This window comes from Acinetobacter sp. YH1901141, from assembly GCF_013416935.1.
Classification (GTDB): domain Bacteria; phylum Pseudomonadota; class Gammaproteobacteria; order Pseudomonadales; family Moraxellaceae; genus Acinetobacter; species Acinetobacter towneri.
On record NZ_VPEY01000001.1, the window covers coordinates 142,584 to 164,545 of the forward strand.

The 21,962-nt window shown below is 43.0% G+C and carries 13 protein-coding genes; 9 read left to right on the plus strand and 4 right to left on the minus strand.

Going from position 1 to position 21,962, the window contains the following annotated elements; all coding sequences use genetic code 11:
* Positions 1 to 556: 556 nt before the first annotated feature.
* From recD to FTV52_RS00705, 3 genes are all read right to left on the minus strand, one after another.
* Entirely contained in the window at positions 557 to 2,341 is a 1,785-nt protein-coding gene (gene recD, locus FTV52_RS00695) for an exodeoxyribonuclease V subunit alpha (RefSeq protein WP_179989498.1), read from the minus strand.
* A gap of 67 nt (positions 2,342 to 2,408) precedes the next feature.
* On the minus strand, positions 2,409 to 6,128 hold the full coding sequence (locus FTV52_RS00700) for a UvrD-helicase domain-containing protein (protein ID WP_179989599.1): 3,720 nt from the start codon (positions 6,126 to 6,128) through the stop codon (positions 2,409 to 2,411).
* 44 nt (positions 6,129 to 6,172) lie between these two features.
* Positions 6,173 to 9,913 carry an exodeoxyribonuclease V subunit gamma gene (locus FTV52_RS00705; RefSeq protein WP_179989499.1) on the minus strand — a complete coding sequence of 1,247 codons (3,741 nt, stop codon included), beginning with the start codon at positions 9,911 to 9,913 and terminating at the stop codon, positions 6,173 to 6,175.
* Between the two features lie 236 nt (positions 9,914 to 10,149).
* Here FTV52_RS00705 and FTV52_RS00710 point away from each other — a divergent pair, with 236 nt between their 5' ends.
* Positions 10,150 to 10,659 carry a hypothetical protein gene (locus FTV52_RS00710; protein WP_004975913.1) on the plus strand — a complete coding sequence of 170 codons (510 nt, stop codon included), beginning with the start codon at positions 10,150 to 10,152 and terminating at the stop codon, positions 10,657 to 10,659.
* A gap of 65 nt (positions 10,660 to 10,724) precedes the next feature.
* On the opposite strand, the gene FTV52_RS00715 is transcribed toward FTV52_RS00710, so the two are convergent.
* The gene (locus FTV52_RS00715; protein ID WP_104852966.1) at positions 10,725 to 12,143 is read right to left on the minus strand and encodes a phosphate--AMP phosphotransferase; all 1,419 of its coding nucleotides are present in this window, start codon (positions 12,141 to 12,143) and stop codon (positions 10,725 to 10,727) included.
* Between the two features lie 246 nt (positions 12,144 to 12,389).
* Here FTV52_RS00715 and FTV52_RS00720 point away from each other — a divergent pair, with 246 nt between their 5' ends.
* The 8 genes from FTV52_RS00720 (at position 12,390) to FTV52_RS00755 (ending at position 21,658) form a co-directional block, all read left to right on the plus strand.
* Positions 12,390 to 13,094, plus strand: a complete 705-nt coding sequence (locus FTV52_RS00720) for a hypothetical protein (RefSeq protein ID WP_179989501.1) — start codon at positions 12,390 to 12,392, stop codon at positions 13,092 to 13,094.
* A 168-nt stretch (positions 13,095 to 13,262) separates the two neighbouring features.
* Positions 13,263 to 14,207: a bifunctional demethylmenaquinone methyltransferase/2-methoxy-6-polyprenyl-1,4-benzoquinol methylase UbiE gene (ubiE, locus tag FTV52_RS00725; RefSeq protein ID WP_004975907.1), complete on the plus strand. Its 945-nt coding sequence runs from the start codon at positions 13,263 to 13,265 to the stop codon at positions 14,205 to 14,207.
* An 11-nt stretch (positions 14,208 to 14,218) separates the two neighbouring features.
* A complete protein-coding gene (locus tag FTV52_RS00730; protein ID WP_004975904.1) occupies positions 14,219 to 14,914 on the plus strand; it encodes an SCP2 domain-containing protein in 696 nt (231 codons plus the stop codon).
* Between the two features lie 13 nt (positions 14,915 to 14,927).
* Positions 14,928 to 16,547 carry an AarF/ABC1/UbiB kinase family protein gene (locus FTV52_RS00735; RefSeq protein ID WP_096901336.1) on the plus strand — a complete coding sequence of 540 codons (1,620 nt, stop codon included), beginning with the start codon at positions 14,928 to 14,930 and terminating at the stop codon, positions 16,545 to 16,547.
* A 207-nt stretch (positions 16,548 to 16,754) separates the two neighbouring features.
* Positions 16,755 to 17,834: a patatin-like phospholipase family protein gene (locus FTV52_RS00740; protein WP_131261096.1), complete on the plus strand. Its 1,080-nt coding sequence runs from the start codon at positions 16,755 to 16,757 to the stop codon at positions 17,832 to 17,834.
* Between the two features lie 126 nt (positions 17,835 to 17,960).
* Positions 17,961 to 18,743: a bifunctional phosphoribosyl-AMP cyclohydrolase/phosphoribosyl-ATP diphosphatase HisIE gene (hisIE, locus tag FTV52_RS00745; protein WP_004975893.1), complete on the plus strand. Its 783-nt coding sequence runs from the start codon at positions 17,961 to 17,963 to the stop codon at positions 18,741 to 18,743.
* A gap of 22 nt (positions 18,744 to 18,765) precedes the next feature.
* A complete protein-coding gene (locus tag FTV52_RS00750) occupies positions 18,766 to 20,268 on the plus strand; it encodes a UvrD-helicase domain-containing protein (protein ID WP_004975892.1) in 1,503 nt (500 codons plus the stop codon).
* Positions 20,269 to 20,284: 16 nt separating this feature from the next.
* Entirely contained in the window at positions 20,285 to 21,658 is a 1,374-nt protein-coding gene (locus FTV52_RS00755; protein WP_154321107.1) for an AAA family ATPase, read from the plus strand.
* Positions 21,659 to 21,962: the final 304 nt, after the last annotated feature.

The window sequence follows — 21,962 nt, forward strand, 5'->3', positions numbered from 1 at the left end:
TTGCCAATAACATAAAACATAATGTCATTTTTAGCTCACAAAATAAAACAGCCCGAGCATAGCTCGGGCTGTTTTTGCGCTGTAGTTTCTTGTCTTATTATTCTTATTGTTTTGTTTATTGTGGTTATTTGCGCGTTTTCGCGTCTTATTCTCTGAACATTCCTGTTCTGGGTTTCACGTCCTTGTGTGGTAGATTTTGCCACAATACTAAAGTGAAAGAAGTCGTATTTCTCGTATCTGTTTGTAAGCTTTTTCTTACAACAGGTAAGCATTGTCAGCATTTTGCAAATCACCCAAACTTACAGGCATAAAAAAGCCCTGTAGTCTCTCCCAAAACTACAAGGCTTAGCGGCTGTAAGTTTCCTCTTCTCACTCACGTCCTGTCAGTTCGCTGTCTATCGACAATTATCGTTATTATTCTGCGATTATGCTCAAAATCCTTATTGAGCTTTTTGTGTGAAGTCATCTTCTCAAAAACATACTCGAATCTCTATGCGCAAATTTCTCGAATTGATGTAAGCCATTTCGTACAAAAGCACCTATTATTCACTTCCGCTTAATAATTCAGAACCTCATTAATTCTAGCTAACAAACCACTGCTACGACGGGTGCGAATACTCAATGCCTGTTCCAGCGCTTGTGCATCGACCAGCAAACTCACCACTTTTTTAGCACGGGTAATGGCAGTGTAGATCAGCTCCTTACTCAGCAAGTTTTTTGCCGCAGCATCCAACACCATAGCTGTATGAGTAAATTCAGAACCTTGCGATTTATGAATAGTAAGTACAAATGCGGTTTCAATATTTTTAGGTAAGCGTGTTGCAGGCACCCACTTATTTAAACTTGGAAAATATACTTCAAACTGGCGCTGATCATTCTGCTCTCGCATAAAACAGATGCCAATATCACCATTCGACAACCCCAGTTGATAATCGTTATAGGTCATCATGACGGGGCGTCCTGCATACCAATCGCCATGTTTGGTTTGTTTTAACTGTTGCAACAAGCGTTTTTCAATCTGCAAATTCAGTTGTTGTAAACCCAAATGACCATGACGAATTGCGGTTAAAATACGGTAATCATCAAATACATTCACCACATTCTCAACATGCGCTTGAAATGCTGTACTTGATTGTTCCAAGCCCAAAGTATGTGCTTTTAATACCGCTACATAAGCCTGATAACCATACATCAGCTGATCATAATAATGCGCTAAATTTTCCGCTGAAATTTGCCCATTTTGCTGAGGTAAATATTGCAGTTGTAGGGCATCTATTTCGACTTGCTTAAATTGAATTGGCTTTAATTCACCTGCTGCCACGACTTGCTGTTCAAACTCAGCCAAAACCTGTGCAGGAGAATGTTCTTGCTGAATAAACTTCGCCATTGCGCCAATTTTTGCACCTTCAGCAAAACGACGTGTGGTCACTAAATTGACACGGTTATTTGCGAGTTCAGGCACTTGCTGTAAATCGGCCAATACTGTACCGACATCGACTGAAGCCAATTGATTAGCATCACCCAACAGAATTAAACGTGCCTGCGCAGGAATGGCAGCCAATAACATCTGTGACAGGCTTAAATCCAGCATCGACGCTTCATCGACCACAATCACGTCATAAGGTAGAGGTTGTTTAGCGTGAAAGCGTGGCTTGCCTGTATTGCCTAAGCCCAATAAACGATGCAAAGTCACGGGTCGTAATTGACGTAAAGCATCGACATTAAACATTTGTAAAGCTTGACTATTCAAGGCATTTTGCAAAGCTTCATCCATCCGCTGTGCCGCTTTGCCTGTTGGTGCAGCCATCGCAATCCGAATATTTGGCAAAGCTTGATTAAGCACCGCAACAATATGCGCCAAAGTATAGGTTTTTCCTGTACCTGGCCCACCAGTGATAATACTTAAACTTTGAGTTGCCGCAGTCTGTAACGCTTTTTGCTGCTGTGGATCTTGCAATAAATTAAGCTGTTCGGCTTGTAATTCAAAGGACAAAGGCGGCTGCGCCTGAATCCGTAAAATATCGCTAGCAACCTGATGTTCCAGTTTCCAGTAGCGATACAAATACAAACGCTGCCCATCAAATACAAACGGTGCAATTTGTGGATCAGGATTTAAAGCGCTACGCTGCAAGTTCATGTGCAAATGTTGCAATGCCGCCACTTGTTCTGCGGTTGCAGGAATACAGCTATCCCCTTGCTGAATAGCATCGAGTACCTGTTGCATCAAAATTTGCGCTGAAGCATCAAAAGTGACATTGCTAAATGGCGGCTGACATAGGTAATCCATCCACGCATGCATTGGCGTTTGAGCTGAATTTAAGTGAATATGCTTGTTTTCCACACAGTTATCCTCAAAGTTATCCACAGGATAAGCAATTGTTTTATTAAGTCGATAAGCTGACTTAGCGTTATTTTTTAAGTTCAAAGTAACCCAATATTTGATCTAGTTGCAGAATAAATTCCGCATCTGGCCGCCAATGACAAACCCCTTGCCCTGCTTGCCCCTGCATACCACGCAAATACAAATAACTGGCTCCACCCAAATGTTGCCGAATATCATAATCTTGCAAACGACTGCTCAAATAACGGTGCAACGCCACCAAATACAAGGCCGCTTGTAACCAATAACTCGATTGGGTCATGTTGTGTTCAAGGTTGGTTTTTTCATAATCGCGCTGATCGGCACCCAAATAATTACTCTTATAGTCGGCAATGTGATAACACTGCCCATCAAAATAAACCAAGTCAATTGAGCCTGTCAGATAACGCGCAGTAGCGGCTTCATTTAAATCTTGAATAGGATGTCCCGCATCTTCAAACAATTGCTGAATTGCTTGAATAAATAAGCGCTGATCTGCCAACGCCAAATAGAATGGAAACTCTGATAAATAATGTGCAGTAGATAAGGCGGAAAGCTGGAAAGTATCGTGCAAAGGAGTATTCAACACATCCTTCAGCCACTCGGTCATGTGCGCAAAAATATCTGCTTCCTGCACAGTCGCGCTGCCTTTGGCAGTGTCGAGTTTTGCAATCAAATCTACCAATAACACATCTGAATTAAACTCTTTGTCGTTATGAAAACGGCGTTTGACTTCTTCAAAAATGTCATCATGACTGGCTTGAAAGTCGATATATTCAAAGAGTTTATGTAAAAAACTCCCCGCTTGAGTACCACGCTGAAAATTAGCTTTGATCCATGCAATCGGTTGAGCCACCTGTACGATTTCCTGTTCCGTTTCGACAGGTTCCTGATTGATTTCGTCGGCAGCAGCAGCCTGCTCCTCGCTTGCCAATGCCAAAGTATCGCTACGCATGGCGGCAGGTAAATGTTGTGCCAAGCCACTAAAACTGGTTTTGGTTCGTGGATAAAAGCGACGCTGCGGAAAATCTGCAGCTTCAATCTTAATTTCTTGCACTTGTTCAAGTTGTAATGCTGCCGCCAATTGTGTCAGAGGTGCTTCATCACAGCTCCATGCTGCTGCAATTTCTGCTGAACTTGGCGCTTGTAAACGCCAGACATTTAAACCAGCAGATTTTGGTGCAGCCTCTTTTTTACCTTCTTTTGCAGGCGTAGGCTGTTTTAGCATCGCATAGACCCGATAACTGGCACGGGTGAGTGCCACATACCAAAGCCGATTCAACTCTGCCAAACGGCGCTCACTGTGCTGCTGCATTGCTGTGGCATCTATGTCTTTATGTTTAATGGCAATGATACGTTGCTCAATGCCTTGCTCTTCCTGCGTTGCAAACACCAAAGCAGACTTGTCAGATTTGGGCGGCTGATCTGCCGACATCAAAAAGACCACTTTAAACTCCAAGCCTTTGGACTGGTGAATGGTCATCAATTTCACGCCTGCCGCATTAGAAAGTTTTCGTTCAATTTCCCAATCGCGTTTGGCAGGTGATTCAACTTGCTGTAAATACCAGTAATACAGCATGTAAGCCCCTTGATGGCGTTCACTTTGACGACTCAGCAATTCGGTTAAATGGCGTAAATTCACCACATGCCGTTCATTGTCAAAACTGCGTTTTGCCACCAAATTTTCCCAAATTTTAAATAAGTTCAGGCAGTAATTCCATGCGGTTAAAAAGCCTTTATTGACCCACATTTCCCGAATGCAGTCGAAGTCATAAATAAACTGACCTAACCCCTGTTGCTCAAGTTCAATCAACTGTTGCAGGTTATAACCCAATAAACGTGTCAGTAAGGCACGCTTGACCTTGGCTTCATCATAAGGATGTAAAATTGCAGTTAAAATTGCCGCCACATCTTTGGCTAAAAAGCCTGTAAAAACTCTGCGCTGGCTACTTCTATTGACCTGAATTCCAATCCGCTCAAGCTCGTATTGGGCTTGATCTAGCTTTTGATGACTGGTCGATAAAATGGCAATATCATCAGCTTGCAAAGCAACTTTGCCTTCAGAATGATCAAAATATAAATCGCCTGCGATACCTTGATTTAATAACGCGCGAATTTTCCATGCAATTTGAATGGATTCATCCTGATCATGTTCCACCGTCACCCAACGCAGCGGTGCAGGATTGACCTGTTGCCGATCCATTAAAGCAGGATGAGGACGTGAACCTGCAATGACAGGTTCATAAATCACTTTCTCACCAAAAGCGGGTTGGCGTTGAAATAGCTCGTCCACCACACAGACCAACTCTTTCACTGAACGATGATTTTGTCTGAGTGAATAAATGCGACCTTGCTTTTTCAGCACGTCATCACGGGCATTGTTATAGGTCAGCATATCGCCACCGCGAAAACCATAAATCGCCTGCTTAGGATCGCCCACCATAATCATGCAACCGCGCGCATACCACTTCGGATTACGCCAAATTTGCGCCAGCATGTCGTCTTGATCTTGGTTAGTATCCTGAAACTCATCCACCAAAATCAGTGGATAACGGGTATGCACAAACTGCGCAAAACGCTGCCCACGTTCGCCCTGCAACGCTTCGGCTAAGCTGCGAATTTGTTGGGCAAAAGTGGTTTCCCCTTTTTGCTGTAAAAGTTGCGGTAAACGCTGCTTGACGTGTTGTACCAAATAGAATTTTAAATTGGTATCCACCAATTCAATTTGACGCTCAAAATTAAGTTTGGCATCCACAACTGCTTTAATTTTTCGGATTACAGGATGATCAAAAAAAGCATCTTGCACCTCTTGCGTACATGGCGCTTTCGCTTTGTTAAAAATAGATTTTCTGAGCTTACCGTCTTGATTCAAATATAGTGCAAAGACCGCATTAAACAATGCGGCAAGATGTGAATTAAAATAATGTTCTAAAGGGCTGTGCTTAATTTTTTCAATCAGTTTTGGCAAAGTCACTGTAAATAGTGGCTGCAACCCCTTCTTATCACTCCCCGCGACATAATCGGAAAAATTAAAGCTATATTCACCATCATAATATTCTTTTAATTCTTCAATTTGCGTCATGGTGATACTGGCTAAATTCTGCAACGCCTCTGCTAAATCTTGTACATCCAATTGTGCCTGATCTATGCCCTGAATCTCTGCCGATGCAAAATTCAAACTGGTATTGACCAACCCCTCATAATCGGCTGCCGATTTCAACCGCCCACATAACAGCATATAGTCCACAACATGCTGAGGCTGTGCTTGAATCCATTCACGCAGCACATCATGCAGCAATTGTTCAGTATAGACCGATGCTTGGTCGGTAATATTGGCGCGCTCAATTTTGCCGCTTTCAAAGGAAAATTCACGCAATAATTTTTGGCTAAAGCTATCCAGCGTTCCGACAAATAATTCATCGAGTTGTGCAATCACCAAGTTCAAACGTGAACTGGCATAGTCCAGTTTTAAGCGATATTCCTGCAGAACATTTTTGAGTAAAGGATCTTGTAGTTGTGCAATTTTCTCTGCAAGGGCGCGTTGATCTAAAGACTGATTTAAACACTGGTCGATATATTGTTGGGTTTCAAGCAAGCGTGCACGAATACGACTTTTTAGCTCGGCTGCGGCGGCACGGGTAAATGTGGTCGCAATCACCTGATTAGGCAAATAATCTTTCAGGAAAATCCGCACCATCAAACTAGATAAAGTATAGGTTTTTCCTGTACCTGCCGATGCTTCAATCCAATGCAAGCCTTTGAATTGCATCTCTTGAATTGGGTCATAACAAATTGGGAATGGGCTAGATGAGTTCACGCAGATTCCCCTTGTTTTTGAAGATTTTTCGCAGATTCATAATTTTCAATGATGGGCAGATACAGTCGATGGCTATATTGCTGAAATGCCTCAATCAACAACGGTTCAGTTTCACTGTCTTGAAAAATAAATGACCAGTCTGGGTGATTTTTCTCACTTTCATCAATAAAGCTCCTCCTAGCACCGTCATGCCAATGTTTTACAAAGCTTTCCATATTCAAAACTTGATCGGACTGAGCTTCATCCCACTGAATTTCAAATTCTTTTTTATCTTTCATTTTTAAAACCAAAGCCGCAGGCAATAACACAGGATATTGCTGTGCGTGTTTCCAGAACTCAAACCACTGGGCTAAATACTCGTGTGCTTGCTGTGCATGGATATTGGCAAAATGAATCACCGCATCTTTACACACCACAATCCGCTCTAAATCTTGATGTTCTGTGTTCTGATAGGCCACCCAAAACAAATATTCCAACCACACTTCGGCATATTTTCTTGGTCTGGCACTCGCTGCCACCACGCTACACCAAAGCTTTGTCGGCTGTTCAGGCACTTGAATACGGATATGCAAATGCGGATTCATTTTCCAAAGCTGTTGCGTTGTTGTGGTTGCCTCGTCTGCAAATTGCTGGAGTGTGTCACGTAAATATTGCTGTTCTTGCAGTCCCGTTTGAAACGTGGCATTTAAGGTTTTACCCACAGGCAAGGTATCTTGCAACAAGCTTTCTGCATCTTGCTCGCCATGTTGCAGTAAAAAATCACGCACACTATATTTTTCCAAGCCATTTAAAATCAGCGGCTCGTGGTTCATTGCAGCAGTGTCGGATTGTAAATTTTCGACCCCAATCGCTTTTAAATAGGCACGCGCAGGGAAACACACATCTCGAATCCATTGCATACTGTCGAGTACCACCACGTCTTGTGGCAATAATGGATATTCACCAAACCATGCTTCGCGTGGTGTGGTTTCTTGCTGCATTTGTTTGGCAACCCGATACCATTGATCTTTAAAGCGAACTTCACGGCTTTCGGCAAAACGCAGTTGATCAAAAGGTTGCAAACTATGCAGGTGATAAAGAGATTTCAATTGCGCAGGAATCTCGACACCGTTCAAGTTTAAGCGTGAATCGCTAGCCCTATCGGGATGTTTCACAATCAATTCCAAATGCTGCACAAATTCCTGCACCAGCACGGATGGATCACGTACCTCACCATCGCTGACATCAAAACCGTTATAAAATAACCAAACACTGTCTTGCGCCAACAATAAACTGTCTAAAAACGCCCCCTGATCATCCTCAATGCGTGAACGATCTCCCAGTTGTGGTTTTAATAGTTGCATCAAATCAAAAGCCAATTGCTGATCACGACTTGGGAACACGCCATTGTCCAAATTCAACATCACAATCAACTTATATGGCAGCGGACGAATTGCACCAATTTGGCTAAAGGTAATGGCGCCCGATGGACTGGCTTGTTCGAGTTGGGTTTCGAGCTGGGCTGAAATTTCTTGCAGAATATAATCCAGCGGTAAGCTTAAATGACGCAAATCTTGACCCGACTGCACATCAAAATAACTGGCTAAGGTCAGCATACGGTCATGTTTTTGCACCAAACTAAACACCGATGCCAACACATCTACCCCTGCATCCTGAAACTCACTCAGGTCTTGCATCAGTTGTTTAAGCCAATATTCCACCGTTTTGGCTTGCCCCAATTCATGCTGAATTAGCCAATCACGGCGCTGTGCAAAATCCTGATAAATTTGAACCAGTTTAAAAATCAATTCAAAATCGCTACTTTGCACATCGGCATAACTTAAAGTGTGCTGAACCACGCAATGCTCTGGCACTGCAACGCCCAAAGCCAAACGATCTAAAGCAAACTTTAAGCTGAACCGATAATCTTGATCATCTGCACTCAGGCTGCGTTTTAAATGCTCGGCATCTAAACCACGTTTAAAACCTGCATTGGCCAACAACTCATTCATGCGCTCAATGTTGTTTAAATTCAAGGCATAACGCTGTTGTGTGGCAGCCAAACTCAACCAGTCGCCAAACTCCTCAAAGCTAAAACGTCCTTGTACTAGCGCTATACGCCCAACCACCGCACGCCAAGCATTATGAATGTCTAAAGAGCTGATGCCTGCAATTTGAATAGGCAAATACACACTATCTTGACTGAGTTGATGCCCTAAAGTAGCTTGATTCTGCTGTGCTTTTTGTTGTCCTTTCTGATAGAGATCACGCTCACTTGGCGGTGCAGCAAATACGCTGCGAATTAAAGACTCTTGTTCTTTGAGTTTCGGACTCAATACCAAAATATCACTGGCTTGGCGGCTGTCATCTTGTCCTAGCCATGCAATTAAACGATCTTTGAGTACCTCAAGCTGACGTAAACTTGAATGACACACATGAATTTGCAATGACTCATCGGCAGGATCTAAGTCATACGCCTGCGCGACTGGCTCAACCAAATTCAATACATCCGATTGAATTTTACCCAGTAAATGCTGCGGCTCTTCTTCAGGGAAAAGATCATACCACTCGCCTTCATCACCACTTGACAACGCCGCCAATAAAGAAAAGTGATCACGTGCCTGTTTACCAAAGCGTGTCAGCAAAGGATGATGTGACTCGCGCATATCGGCATTAAATTCGCCATTATATTTTTTGATATATGCAGCAATATCATCATCACTTACGGTTTTATTTTGACTTTCCATCTCACGAATAAAACGACTTTTGATTCGCGCATCCATGTTTAATTTCCACTTAGGATCGACCATGTCTGCCCAATATTCTTGCGATGGGTTGTAATGCAGAATAAAAATATCCATATACTGCGCCAAACGGCGGATAAACAGCAACTGACTTGGCGGCAAATCCAATAAGGTAAAAATCACCAACTGTTTGGGTAATTTGTTAATACACGAATTTGGATTTTCAGGCTCGCCCAAAGCTTGCCAAAATTGCAGATCAATCTCCTGCATTTTTTCAAAATCTGCATGAAAAATATGCAACCACAACCAACTTTGCCATTGCTCTAATTCTTCGGCTTGCTCTTGAGTAAATGCGGCTATTTCCAATGCCGCTTGTTTTTCTTCTTCGCTCTCAAAGTTTTTAGGGATATAAATTTGCTGCTTTAAGTTCAGGCGTTTCTGCTGTCCCCAAACCGCTAACCAATTGCTTTGACATTGGCAGACACCCTCGCAGCCTTTTTGGCAAAAACCACGATAAACCATGTAATTGCTAAATAAACGTGAAACTTTATCTGCCACCCAATACAGCATGTTTTGCTTTTTGAGCTGCTTTTCTAAACCCTGTGACAATTGCTCTGCGCTGTCATAAATTCGCTGAATCAAACGATGTAAAGCATGCTCCGCAGGAAGTGGGTTTTGTTCGTGTTGTATCCACGGTTGTAAGTCATAAAACACACGCCATTGCATCACAATACGCGGAATATTTGCCTGACGCACCCGATCTTTATCGTCTAAAACTGCCTGATAAGCGGCCCATTGAAAGGCACGAATACGATGATGAAATTCAGTATTGGCACTAATGCCTTTTTGCTCGGCTATTTTTTCCGTCAGCCACTTTTCTACTGCCACTGAAGGCACAATAAAATGCTGGGTTTGTAGCACCTGAAGCGGATTCGATGTCGGTTGACGTATGGTTTTCAGCATTTCATTGACTAAAACTTCTATACGTTGGCTTTGTATGACATGAATCGCCATAAGGTATCCTTTAATTTATTTTGAATAAGAATGTATTAAATGTACTAGAAGGCCGTTGATCTATCATTTGCCTCAAGCACAACAAAAGAATAAAGATTATTGGCTATACACTTACAACGGTGTATGCCACTTTACAAGCATACTTTTATTGCCTACTTTATTCAAAAAGTGCTTTGAATAAAGTGGTTTAATTTACCAAACAGCATACGATTATCCGCCATTTTAAGGTTGTACTTATGATAAAAAGAGAGACAATTCCAGACAGTATTGATCCAAGCCTAGACTTGGAAATGATTCGTGCAGAATGCCTAGAACTGGTCAAAAAACGTGCCTATTTTTCTGCAGGTGCAGCCGTCATTCCTGTGCCGTTCTTAGACGTTGTCATTGATGTGGGCATCTTGTCGCAACTGATTCCAGAAATTAATGCACGTTTTGGCTTATCTCCTGAGCAAGTCAGCGTGTATGATCCTGAAACCCGAAAAGTCCACTGGAGCGAATTGCGTAAACGCGGTGTGGAATTTTCAGGCTTAGTCGTGGCGCGTACTGCAGTAAAAAAATCCCTGAATAATGTCGCAGCCAAGTACATCACCAAACAAGTCACCAAGTTTATTCCATTGGGTGGACAAATGGTGGCAGCAGGTTTGGGTTATTTTATTATGAAAAAAATTGCCGAAACGCATGTTGAAGAAAGCTATAAACTGGCAAAAAGCATTCAGCTTAAACAAGCCAAAGTTGTGAATGCTTAATTTTTAAACTAAACAGACTCAAATTCAGCTAACTTAACACGCAGTCTTTGCATCCTCGAGGCAGATTATTCTGCCTTGAGTTGTTTCAAGATGGTTCTTAAAATTTCCAAACGTGCTGCATTTTTGTCATTACTCGGAATGATGTGCCACGGTGCATATTCGGTACTGGTACGTTGCAGCATATCTGCCGCTGCCACCAAATAATCATCCCAACGGCTACGGTTGCGCCAGTCTTCATCTGTAATTTTAAAACGCTTATGTGCGGTTTCCTGACGTGCTTTAAAACGCAGCTCCTGCTCATCTTTACTAATGGCTAACCAAAATTTGATGACGACAGTTTGATGATCATTTAAGTCTTTTTCAAAACGGTTGATTTCGTCATAAGAACGCTGCCATTCCAGTGGGCTAATCAAACCTTCTACACGTTCTACCAATACCCGCCCATACCAAGAACGGTCAAAAATATTGATTTTTTCTTCAGGCAGAATTTTCGTCCAAAAACGCCACAAATAAGGACGACTGATTTCAAAGGCTTCAGGTGCACTAATGGTGTAAATTTCGTATTCACGCGGATCCAGTTTTTTTACAATCCGTTTAATCGCGCCGCCTTTGCCTGCTGCGTCCATTCCTTCAAAAACAATGCTGACATTACGGTTATCTAAACGCAGTGCATCTGCCACTTTTTTCGTGAGTTTCTTTAACTCTGCTTTATAGTCATCCTCATTGACCGATTCAGATACAGGATTAAGCAAAACTTCTGGAATTTCTGCAGCTTGCCAAGTGATGCCCGAACTGGTCGGATGCACAGGACAATGCTCTAAGGCACGTAAAATATGCTGTGCAAATTGTTGATCGCGGATGGTTTCATCTTCGCAATCAATCATAATCCAGTCATCGGTAAAGCGTTGGCGCAGCTTCTGCAAGCTGTCATATTGCTTTTTATTGCGCCAATCCAAACCGTGCAATTTATGCCAATGCACTTCGCTCGGTTCCATATCATCCAGTCGTTTTTGTAGTGATTTCCACGATAAATCGAACCAGATTTTAATGACATCCACATGGTTATTTTTTAAGTCTTCTTCATAGGCACGCATTTTTTCGACATAGTTATCAAACATGGTGTCATCAATTTGTTTAGACACATGCATGGCTGTGCTTAATAAGTCACTATACCAATTGCCAAACATCACCATTATTTGACCTTCGGCAGGAATAAAACGTGCATAAGGCTGCCAAAGTGTCTGTTTGGGATTAAACGGGTGTGGCGCATCGGCTTTTACCCTTAAATAACGCGGATCGACCCATTCCCTAAGTTGTTTGACCGACTCTCCTTTCCCCGCCAATTCAATGCCGCTCACTAAAATCAGCAAACTTTTGGCATTTTTTTCACCTTTGGTATTTTTTAAAGCATATTGGGCTTCAATTAGCTCGACTGAAAGTTGTTCTTCTTCCATGAGTTTAAATTCAGTATGTGCTTGTGACATCATCTACCCTATTGTTGTGTTATTTAAGCTCTGCTGATCATTCGTCTATATTTACGATATTAGAATGAGCGACAGACTTTGATCAGTATACGAATATCGACCCATTTTTTAACAACTTTTCGCGTATTTTTGTAGATTAATCTCACACACTGACCTTTGCCGTTTGGAATTCTGTGTAATTTGTCATAGCGACGAGATCAAACTCACATTAAGATTTGCCCATTCAACTCAATAATGAGACACCCTATGTCTAAACTTGCTGCTTTAGATGAGCTGTTAGAACTGTATTATCAATTTAAATATCATAAAAATCCTATGCTTTTTCAACGCTTACAAGATGTTCAAGCATGGCAAAAACAGCGTATGCAACGCACCCATGCCACACAGTTTGCCGAAAAGCACAATGTCTTGATGGCTGAATATTTTTTAAACCGCTTATATGGCGGTCCAGATTTTGACGCTTTGGCAGGTCAAATTGCTCGCCTACTGAAATATGCACACAAAGCTGAAAAAGTCATCCCTGAAAATGCAATAAAAACAGGGACTTCTGGGGTAAGTCTGGCGATTTTGGCAGTGCAGTTAGATGAACAAGTCGCGATACAATTGCTACAGGACTATCCTGAAAATATGCCTTTAAATGATGAGATGATGCGTCTGACTTATTTAAAGCTCGATCAGGGCGAAGCACGCTTAAAACAATTAAATATGTTGGATGAACTGGGTAAAAACCTAGATAAATATATGCGCTCTTTTGTGGTCTATACCGCTTTTAAAATGTGTAAAGGCGCGGCGCAAAAATACAGTTTTCAAATTATGTATGAGTTTATGCAAGATGGCTTTTTAGCCATGAAACCATTAAAGTCTGCAGAGAAATTTGTGAAGCAATTTACTACCACAGAACGGGAAATTATTGCCAAAGTACATGCAGGTGATTTACATCCATTTTCATAATCCCAATGTGTGAAATAACCAACACTTATTCAGCACACTTACGCTATCTTTGGTTTTTTCTGTATATTATTCATAACAATTGCATGATGATTACTGTACAAGTGCTTAGAATCTGTCATCATGCATACACTGCAGCCTTAAGCCTTTTTATCCTGAGGAGTGACTCCAATGTCGAATGAAAATCAAACGCCTACCGCTACTCCCGAGTCGGCACAACCAACAGACAAAGTGAGTCCATTCTTAACCGAACCTCTACCGCAAGGCGCTCCACAAGGTCAGCAACAATCTTTAGAACAAAAATTAACGGATACACCTGTTACGGGTTCAGTGCCAAAATATAATTTGCCGCGCGGTGCCAACACAGGCAATGTCGGTGCAACCACACACTTCGGCTACCAAACCGTCAGCAGTGAAGATAAAGCCCAGAAAGTCGCAGAAGTCTTCCACTCGGTTGCAAGCAAATACGACATTATGAACGACTTAATGTCATTTGGTATTCACCGCTTATGGAAACGCTTTGCGATTAATATGTCAGGTGTACGTCGTGGTCAGCGCGTACTGGACATTGCAGGCGGTACGGGTGACTTAGCCAAAGTCTTTAGCCGTGAAGTTGGCCCTACAGGTCATGTGGTACTGTCAGATATTAACGAATCTATGCTGAATGTTGGCCGTGACCGTCTAATTGATGCAGGCTGTACCAATGTCGATTTCGTGTTGGCGAATGCCGAAACTTTAGAACCATTTGAAGACAACAGCTTTGACTTACTGACTATTTCATTTGGTTTACGTAACGTGACCGATAAAGATGCAGCTTTGGCAGCGATGTACCGCGTACTCAAGCCGGGTGGTCGTTTATTGATTTTAGAATTTTCAAAACCAGTATTTGAACCGTTCTCAAAACTCTACGATTTATATTCATTCACAGCATTGCCATTGATGGGTAAAATTGTCGCAAACGACTCAGAAAGCTACAAATACTTGGCTGAATCTATTCGTATGCACCCAGATCAACGCACTTTAAAAGGCATGATGGAACAGGCAGGCTTCCAAAACTGTGATTACCACAACCTGACTGGTGGTATTGTTGCCGTTCACCGTGGTTTTAAACTCTAAGGCGTACCGCAATGTGGTCAATTCTCGCCCTTGGTGCAGTTGAGAAACTGATTCATCATGTTATTGATTTGGATGCGATTACTCGCATCCAGCTCAACCAACTACACGGCAAAATGTTGCGTGTGGTGCTCGATTCGCCACAGCTTTCTGTAGATGTCTTTTTTGATGACAACAAAGTTCGTTTAGAACCTACTGCAACAGGTCACAGCGAGCAGCCTTCTATTTTTGAGCAACGCCCGTTTGATCAAGCGCAAAATATCAGCCCCGCAACGACCACTTTGCATGTTAAAAATGTGGTGCAATTGCTCAAACTGTTGCTATCCGATGAAGTGGGCAATATTCCCCTACAAGGTGACTATCATCTTTTACAAGATATTCAGCGCATTATGCAGCAGGCTGAACTAGACTTGGCCGCACATTTAAGCCCTTGGATTGGTCCTGCTTTGGCTCATGAAGTTGGCAAAATTCAGCTTGCACCCAAGCATTTAAAACGCAGTCTACACAGCCATTTGTTCTTTGCTGAAGATGCCCTAAAAGAAGACAGTGGTCTATTTGCCCCACGCTGGCAAATGGATGACTTACAACAAGACACGCGCATTTTTCAACAAAATTTAGACCGCGCCGAAGCCAAAATTCAACAGCTACAAGCGCAGCTTGATGCACAGCCAGATACCGCTTCTGACACCTTAAACTCCACTCAACCCTAGGGAATAAGTCTTTATGATTCCGCACGTTTCACGTTTACTCGAACTTTGGCGCATTGCCGCGCACTATAGACTCGACACGTTGTTTCCTGCGGAAGAACTACCAGAAAAGGCACGTCATGCGCTCAGTTTTATTCGCATGCACCCTGCGGCTTGGTCAAGTAAAGAACGTAAAAACCCGCTGAAGCTCAAAGAAGCTTTAGAAGAAATGGGACCATTGGCAATTAAACTTGGGCAATTGCTGTCTACGCGTCGTGACCTGATTCCGCCTGAAGTTTTACAGCAATTGGTGTTGCTACAAGACCGTGTCAAACCATTCGGTTCTGACGTGGCACAAATGCGAATTCAGCAATCGCTCAAGGCAGACATCAACACCCTGTTTGCCCGTTTTGATGAGCAACCTTTAGCAGCAGCCTCCATTGCGCAAGTCCATACCGCTGCCTTGCATGATGGTCGTGAAGTCGTCGTTAAAGTCACCCGTCCCGATATTCGCCAGCAAATTCTACAAGATTTTGAAATTCTGGAATGGCTCGGTGCAGCACTGGAAAAACGTCTGGAAGCGGCACGCGCTCTACATTTATCTGAAATTATTCAGGACTATCGTCAAATTATTCTCAACGAACTGGATTTGACCTTAGAAGCGGATAACACCCGCCGCATGCGTCACTACTTTACAGGCTCAAGCATGATGTACGTGCCTGAAGTCTATATGGACAGTAAAGATGTGATGGTGGCAGAGCGCATTACAGGTGTGCCAATTTCCGACACGGCAACCTTTGATCGTTTGGGGATGAATCGTGCCGATTTGGCAGAAAAAGGCCTCACGATTTTCTTTACCCAAGTGTTCCGTGACAACTTTTTCCATGCCGATATGCATCCTGGCAACGTCTTTGTGGAAACCATCAATCCGAATAATCCGCGTTTTATTGCGCTAGATTGTGCGATTATGGGCGAGCTGTCCAAGCATGACCAAATGACCGTAGCACGTATGTTGCTGGCGGTGATGAACAGCAACTTTATGCAGCTGATTCAAGTGGTACACCAAGCTGGCTGGATTCCACCGGGCACAGATCAAGATGCTCTCGCCCGTGAAATGCGCCGTACTGTCGGGCCAATGGTGTCTAAACCGATGCACGAATTGGACTTTGCAGGCATTCTGATTCAGGTCATGGATATTGCACGTCGTTTCCATTTGGAAATTCCACCGCAATTGATGCTACTCCTGAAAACATTGGTGCATGTTGAAGGCTTGGGCACAGACTTATATCCAGAACTGGATATCTGGAAACTGGCAAAACCAATTTTAACGGATTGGATTAAAGCCAATATGAATCCAGTCAAAAATGTCAAAGAAATTGGGCAGCAAATTCCCGACCTGTTACTGGGTGCGCAAGACTTACCAAGTTTAATGATTGACAGTTTAAATGGTTTAAAAAACCAATCGGCTTGGCATTCCAAACAATTGCATGAATTACAAAGCATGCGTCTACAAATGGAACATCAGCAAAAACGCAGCTGGATTTTTGGCAGCATTATGGCCATTTTCCTCTCCATTGCGATTATTGCACCGTGGTATGTCTCTATTGTTTTAATCGCGTTGGCAAGTTTCTTGGCGATTTGGCGTATAGCTAAATAAAGCCACATTGCTTGATAACAAACTGATTAGACGATAAAAAAATTAGAAAGCCTGTTTTAAAGCAGGCTTTTTTATCACGCTGATTTTCTCTAACTCATCCTAAAAACTACCGCATGACTCATCAGTCACCAAATGATGCCTCTCGCCATTGTTGCAAAAATCACCACGCCTACAATTAATGCACATTTGTAGCGTTATAGATCAAGCATGACTCAGCTTTTGCATAAACGTGCCCCTGCACTCAGTATTCGCGCAGGACATCTGGCACGCCAACTGATTGAACAAGAAGGCTTACATGCCCAACACGTCGATATTATTCCAGGTGCAGCAGGCGGCCCCAAAGGTATTGGCATTCAAGGCTTAGACCAAGCTATTTTTGGCGAGTTTTTTGCCCAAGCCCCAAAGCGTCGTACTGTGGTCGGTTCTTCAATTGGCAGTTGGCGCTTTGCCAGTATTTTGGCGTGGGGCGCAAAACAAGGCACTGAACGCCTGTCCGATTTATATACCAACTTGTATTTTCATAAAAAAATGTCGCGCCAAGAAGTCGCTGAGATTTGTCAAAATATGCTGTTTGAACTGATTCAGGGACAGCAACAACAACTGATTCAGCATCCTGACTATCACCTCACGGTCATTTCCGTCAAAGCTCAACATATTTTCCAAAGTGACCAAGCCTTGCCTTTGCTAGCATCTGTGGCTGGAATTATTGGTAGCAATGCCATTGCGCGCAAACATAACCGCTTATTTATGCAACGCGTCATCAGCCAACCTGCGCAAGGTCAGCAGTTTATGGTAGAGGATGATTTTGTCACCCATTACCAAGCCCTGAATGAGCAGAATGTCGCACCGTGGCTGCTCGCCTCAGCGTCTATTCCCGGGGTGATGTCTGCTATTCGTGACATTCCTGATGCGCCCGTGGGCAGTTATCGGGATGGTGGCTTAATTGACTACCATCTAGATTTACCTTACCAAAGTCAGGGCATTGTGCTGTACCCACACTTTACCGACAGCATTACCCCTGGCTGGTTTGATAAAATGTTGAAGCATCGTAAAGCCAATCCTGAAAATCAGGCCCGGACACTCTTGCTATCACCTTCGGCAGAATATTTAAGCAGCTTGCCTTTAGGCCGTTTGCCCGATCGTAAAGACTTCACCTTAAAAGGTTTAGATCAGGCACAGCGCATTCGCTTATGGAAACAATCGGTGGCAGAAAGTCAGCGTTTGGGCGATGAATTTCTGGAAATGGTGGAAAAACAAAACTTCCCTCAATTTATGCAAACGCTTTGACAGTACAAATCTGGCAAGATAATTTAGGTAAATTGTCTTGAATCACGTACACTATAGGGACGATGCAAAATCGTGCGCTCAGAAAATAGCGTCCATACAATTTAAATTAATTTTGGTGAACAACTCATGAATAACTTGCAATGGCTCGATGAAGTAAAATTTAACGAACAAGGATTAGTGCCTGCCATTGCACAGCATCATCAAACAGGACGTGTGTTGATGGTGGCGTGGATGAACCGTGAAGCCTTGGCACTGACTGCCGAAAAAAATCAGGCGGTGTATTTTTCACGTTCACGCAATAAATTGTGGCACAAGGGTGAAGAATCTGGACACTTTCAAACTGTGCACGAGATTCGTCTGGACTGCGATGCCGATGTGATTATCCTGCAAATTGAACAACATGGTGGAATTGCTTGCCACACAGGGCGTGAATCTTGTTTCTATCGCAAACTCACCGCCAATGGTTGGGAAATTGTAGATGCACAGCTGAAAGACCCGAATCAAATTTATGGTGAACAAGCCGCCAATGCTCACACCTTAGCCATGAGCCAATCAAAGGCACAAGCTGAACAGGTTGAAGTTTTGGCTTATTTAGGGCAAATGATGAGCGAGCGCAAAACCGCTAATCCTGACTCATCTTATGTAGCCAAGCTATACCATAAAGGCTTGAATAAAATTTTGGAAAAAGTCGGTGAAGAAACCGTGGAAGCAATTATTGCCGCCAAAGATTTCAACACCGAAGCCAATGCCAACAACAAAAATGACCTGATTTATGAAGTGGCCGATTTATGGTTCCACAGCATTGTCATGTTGGGTTATTTCGATATTGAACCGCAAGTGGTACTGAATGAATTGGCTCGTCGTCAAGGTTTATCAGGCTTGGTTGAAAAAGCCAACCGTAGCCATTAACGCGAAAAGCCAACCCTGATCTGTGTCTGTAATCACCAAGCCTCGCCCGACCTATGAGCAAGCCACTGCTATAGATAATGCACGTCTGGGCAAATCTTTTAAAGTGATTGCCTATGCAGGTACAGGTAAAACCACGACCTTACAAATGATCAGTGATGCCATGCCAGAACGGCGTGGCATGTACTTGGCATTTAACAAAGCCATTGCCGCAGAAGCACAAAGTAAATTTCATCGTCAGGTCGATTGTCGTACATTTCACTCGCTTGCATATCGCAGCGTTCCACGTGGAGTCACCGACAAATTACGCCTACCCCGTTTAAGTCCAAGTTTTATTGCCAAAGAGTATCGTTTAGAACCGATTACCCTTAGACGTATGATGGGCGGACGCTATGAAAAATATGTGTTGATGCCAAGTCGTTTAGCCAGTTTGGTGGCCAATGCCGTGAGTCATTTCTGCTCGACCAGTTCGCAATACCCTGCCCCACGACATTTACAAGCACCCAGTTGGTTGCATCCAGATGACATCGACACCTTACAAAAGCATCTTTATCCTGCGGTAGAACGACGCTGGTTGGAGTCAATTGACCCGAATCATCAGGCAGGCATTGGACACGATATTTATCTGAAACTTTGGGCCTTGTCTGAACCCAACATTCCTGCCGATTATGTGCTGTTTGACGAAGCTCAAGATGCCGACCCGCTCATGCTGGGCATTTTACTCAAGCAACGTAATACTCAAGTGATTTATGTGGGCGATGCGCATCAGCAAATCTATGCTTGGCGTGGTGCAATCAATGCCATGCAGCAATTACCTTTGCCTGAATCACGACTGACCACATCGTTCCGTTTTGGTGAAGAAATTGCCCTGACCGCCAATGCCATTTTAGGTGGGCTGAATGAAACCGTGCCACTCTTGGGCAATCCAGAATTACATTCCAAAGTGGTCAACAAACCGCATACCAAAATGCGTGATGCGATTTTATGCCGTACCAACGCCCGTGCCATGGAACTGCTACTGGCAGGTTTAGTGCATGGCGATAAAGTCAGTCTGCAAGCCGACCATGTGCGCTTAAACCGTTTTGTGGATGCTGCCGCGATGCTCAAACAAGGCAAACGTGTGACCGACGTTCCAGAACTGGCATGGTTTAACTCTTGGCATGATGTACATGAATATTGTGAAACCAACGATGGCAGCGACATTAAACCTTTGGTCAAACTGGTGGATGATCATGGTACTAATCCACTCAAACGGGCGTTGGCAAAAATCACCCCAATTGACCAAGCCGACTATATTATTTCGACAGCGCATAAAGCCAAAGGTTTAGAATGGAATCGGGTACATATTGAAGACGACTACCAATTTAAACTGAACGACAAAGAGCATAAAATTAGCGATGAAGAATTAAGATTACTGTACGTGGCATGCACACGTGCTAAAGTCAGTTTAAATATTCATCATATTTACGATTTGGTACAACAACTGAAAATAAAAATGCCGACATCGTTACGCAAAGCGGTGGGGTAATTGCAGCAGGTGCGCTATGAAAATTACATCGGTTCATTTCAGACACATCACCCATTTTGCAGACCTAAAACTCGAACTCAATTATCACGACCTGCCCATTACGCTTATTTTGGCAGACCAAAGCGCGGGTAAAACCTCGCTGTTACGATTTAGTTATCAAGCACTGACTTGGTTTGCCGCTCGCTATAAAGACTTACGCACTGCGGGTTTGGTGATGCAAGATCAAGATATTTTGTTCAACCGCTTGCAAGCTAAAATTGATGTTTGTGTGGAAATTCCAGCAGAAATAGGCAGTTTGGCAGAATCAAGCAACACGCAAATTGAAAGCACCCAACATTGTGACTGGCAATTATATAAAACCCTGAATAGTAGCGGCGTAGGAGTAAGCAAAGCAGAAACCGCCAAGCTTGAAAAAATGGTGCAGCTCTATCAACACGCCATTAAACATGACCCGATGCAAGGTCTACCGCTGATTGCCTACTACCCTGCAGAACGCTTCGTGAATGAAGTTAATTTACTCAATAAAAATAATCCGCTGATTTTACAACCTGGACATGCCTACGAAATTGCTGCGATTCCATTCACGACATTTACTCGTTTTTTTGAATGGTTGCGGGAAATTTCCGATATTGAAAATGCCCAAAGTGCGCAGCTTTTACACAAGCTATATCAGCAACAACAAAGCGAACTCGCACAAACCCTGAATCAGTCCTTATTGCATGCCTATACCCAAATGCATGCACCGAGTTTACAAGCACTGAAAGATGCCTTACAAATCGTGCTGCCTGAAATTGAAGACCTATATCTACAACATCTGCCTAAATTACAACTCATGGTGCGCTGTCAGGGCAAAGATATGCTGTATCAGCAATTGTCGAACAGTCAGCGCAACTGGATTGCTCTGGTAGGCGATATTGTACGTCGCCTCTGTTTGCTAAACCCAAACAGTTTGTATCCGTGTCGCGAGGGAGATGGTATTTTGTTGATTGACCAGATTGATCATCAGCTCGATCAACAACAGGCCGCACAAATACTGACCCGTTTACATCAAGCTTTTCCGCGCTTACAAATTATTGCCACAGGCAACCGCAGCGAACTTTTGGAACAAGCGGAACGCTTTCAATGTTTAAAACTGGAACATCAACAGCTGCATCCCATCGCATGGCAAAGTTTACAACCGCAGTTTGCAGAAATTTATGCTGATGTGCTAGAAACCACTCACACGACAGAAGACGTCAGCCTACAAGAACAAAACCCAACACAATTAGGCACGGCTGAAATTTTGCAGCAGATTCAAAACCATTTAACTGCCGAACAAAAACAGGAATTGCTGCAACGCTTACAGCAATTGGATAGTGAGCCAACACCTGATCAATTGCCTGAATCTTAATTGCCGAAGTCTTTCAAGGCATACTTGGCCAAAAAGCAAGGAAATACTTTATCCCGCATATAACAGACGGTATATAATGACTTTGCTGTATGCAAAATAAATTGATGTTGTTTTATTCATGTAATAAAATCAGATTAATTTTGAACTTTTATAGTAAAATCCGATTTTGCTGTAGTTTTTAAAGTTGCGCAATACAACTTTTTTTATACCTTGAATAGTGTCTATTGACCTTTCAAACACGGTGAATGCTGTAAAAATGCAGCAGATGCAGATCAACTTCATCCATAGTTCAACTAGGTTGTAG

Bases quoted from the DNA above. Each gene is read 5' to 3' on its own strand.
- FTV52_RS00740 (WP_131261096.1), top strand. From the start codon at position 16,755: ATGACTCAGCTTTTGCATAAACGTGCCCCTGCACTCAGTATTCGCGCA.
- FTV52_RS00715 (WP_104852966.1), bottom strand. From the start codon at position 12,143: ATGTCACAAGCACATACTGAATTTAAACTCATGGAAGAAGAACAACTT.
- FTV52_RS00710 (WP_004975913.1), top strand. From the start codon at position 10,150: ATGATAAAAAGAGAGACAATTCCAGACAGTATTGATCCAAGCCTAGAC.
- hisIE (WP_004975893.1), top strand. From the start codon at position 17,961: ATGAATAACTTGCAATGGCTCGATGAAGTAAAATTTAACGAACAAGGA.
- FTV52_RS00720 (WP_179989501.1), top strand. From the start codon at position 12,390: ATGTCTAAACTTGCTGCTTTAGATGAGCTGTTAGAACTGTATTATCAA.
- FTV52_RS00735 (WP_096901336.1), top strand. From the start codon at position 14,928: ATGATTCCGCACGTTTCACGTTTACTCGAACTTTGGCGCATTGCCGCG.
- FTV52_RS00730 (WP_004975904.1), top strand. From the start codon at position 14,219: ATGTGGTCAATTCTCGCCCTTGGTGCAGTTGAGAAACTGATTCATCAT.
- FTV52_RS00705 (WP_179989499.1), bottom strand. From the start codon at position 9,913: ATGGCGATTCATGTCATACAAAGCCAACGTATAGAAGTTTTAGTCAAT.
- FTV52_RS00755 (WP_154321107.1), top strand. From the start codon at position 20,285: ATGAAAATTACATCGGTTCATTTCAGACACATCACCCATTTTGCAGAC.
- FTV52_RS00700 (WP_179989599.1), bottom strand. From the start codon at position 6,128: ATGCAATTCAAAGGCTTGCATTGGATTGAAGCATCGGCAGGTACAGGA.
- ubiE (WP_004975907.1), top strand. From the start codon at position 13,263: ATGTCGAATGAAAATCAAACGCCTACCGCTACTCCCGAGTCGGCACAA.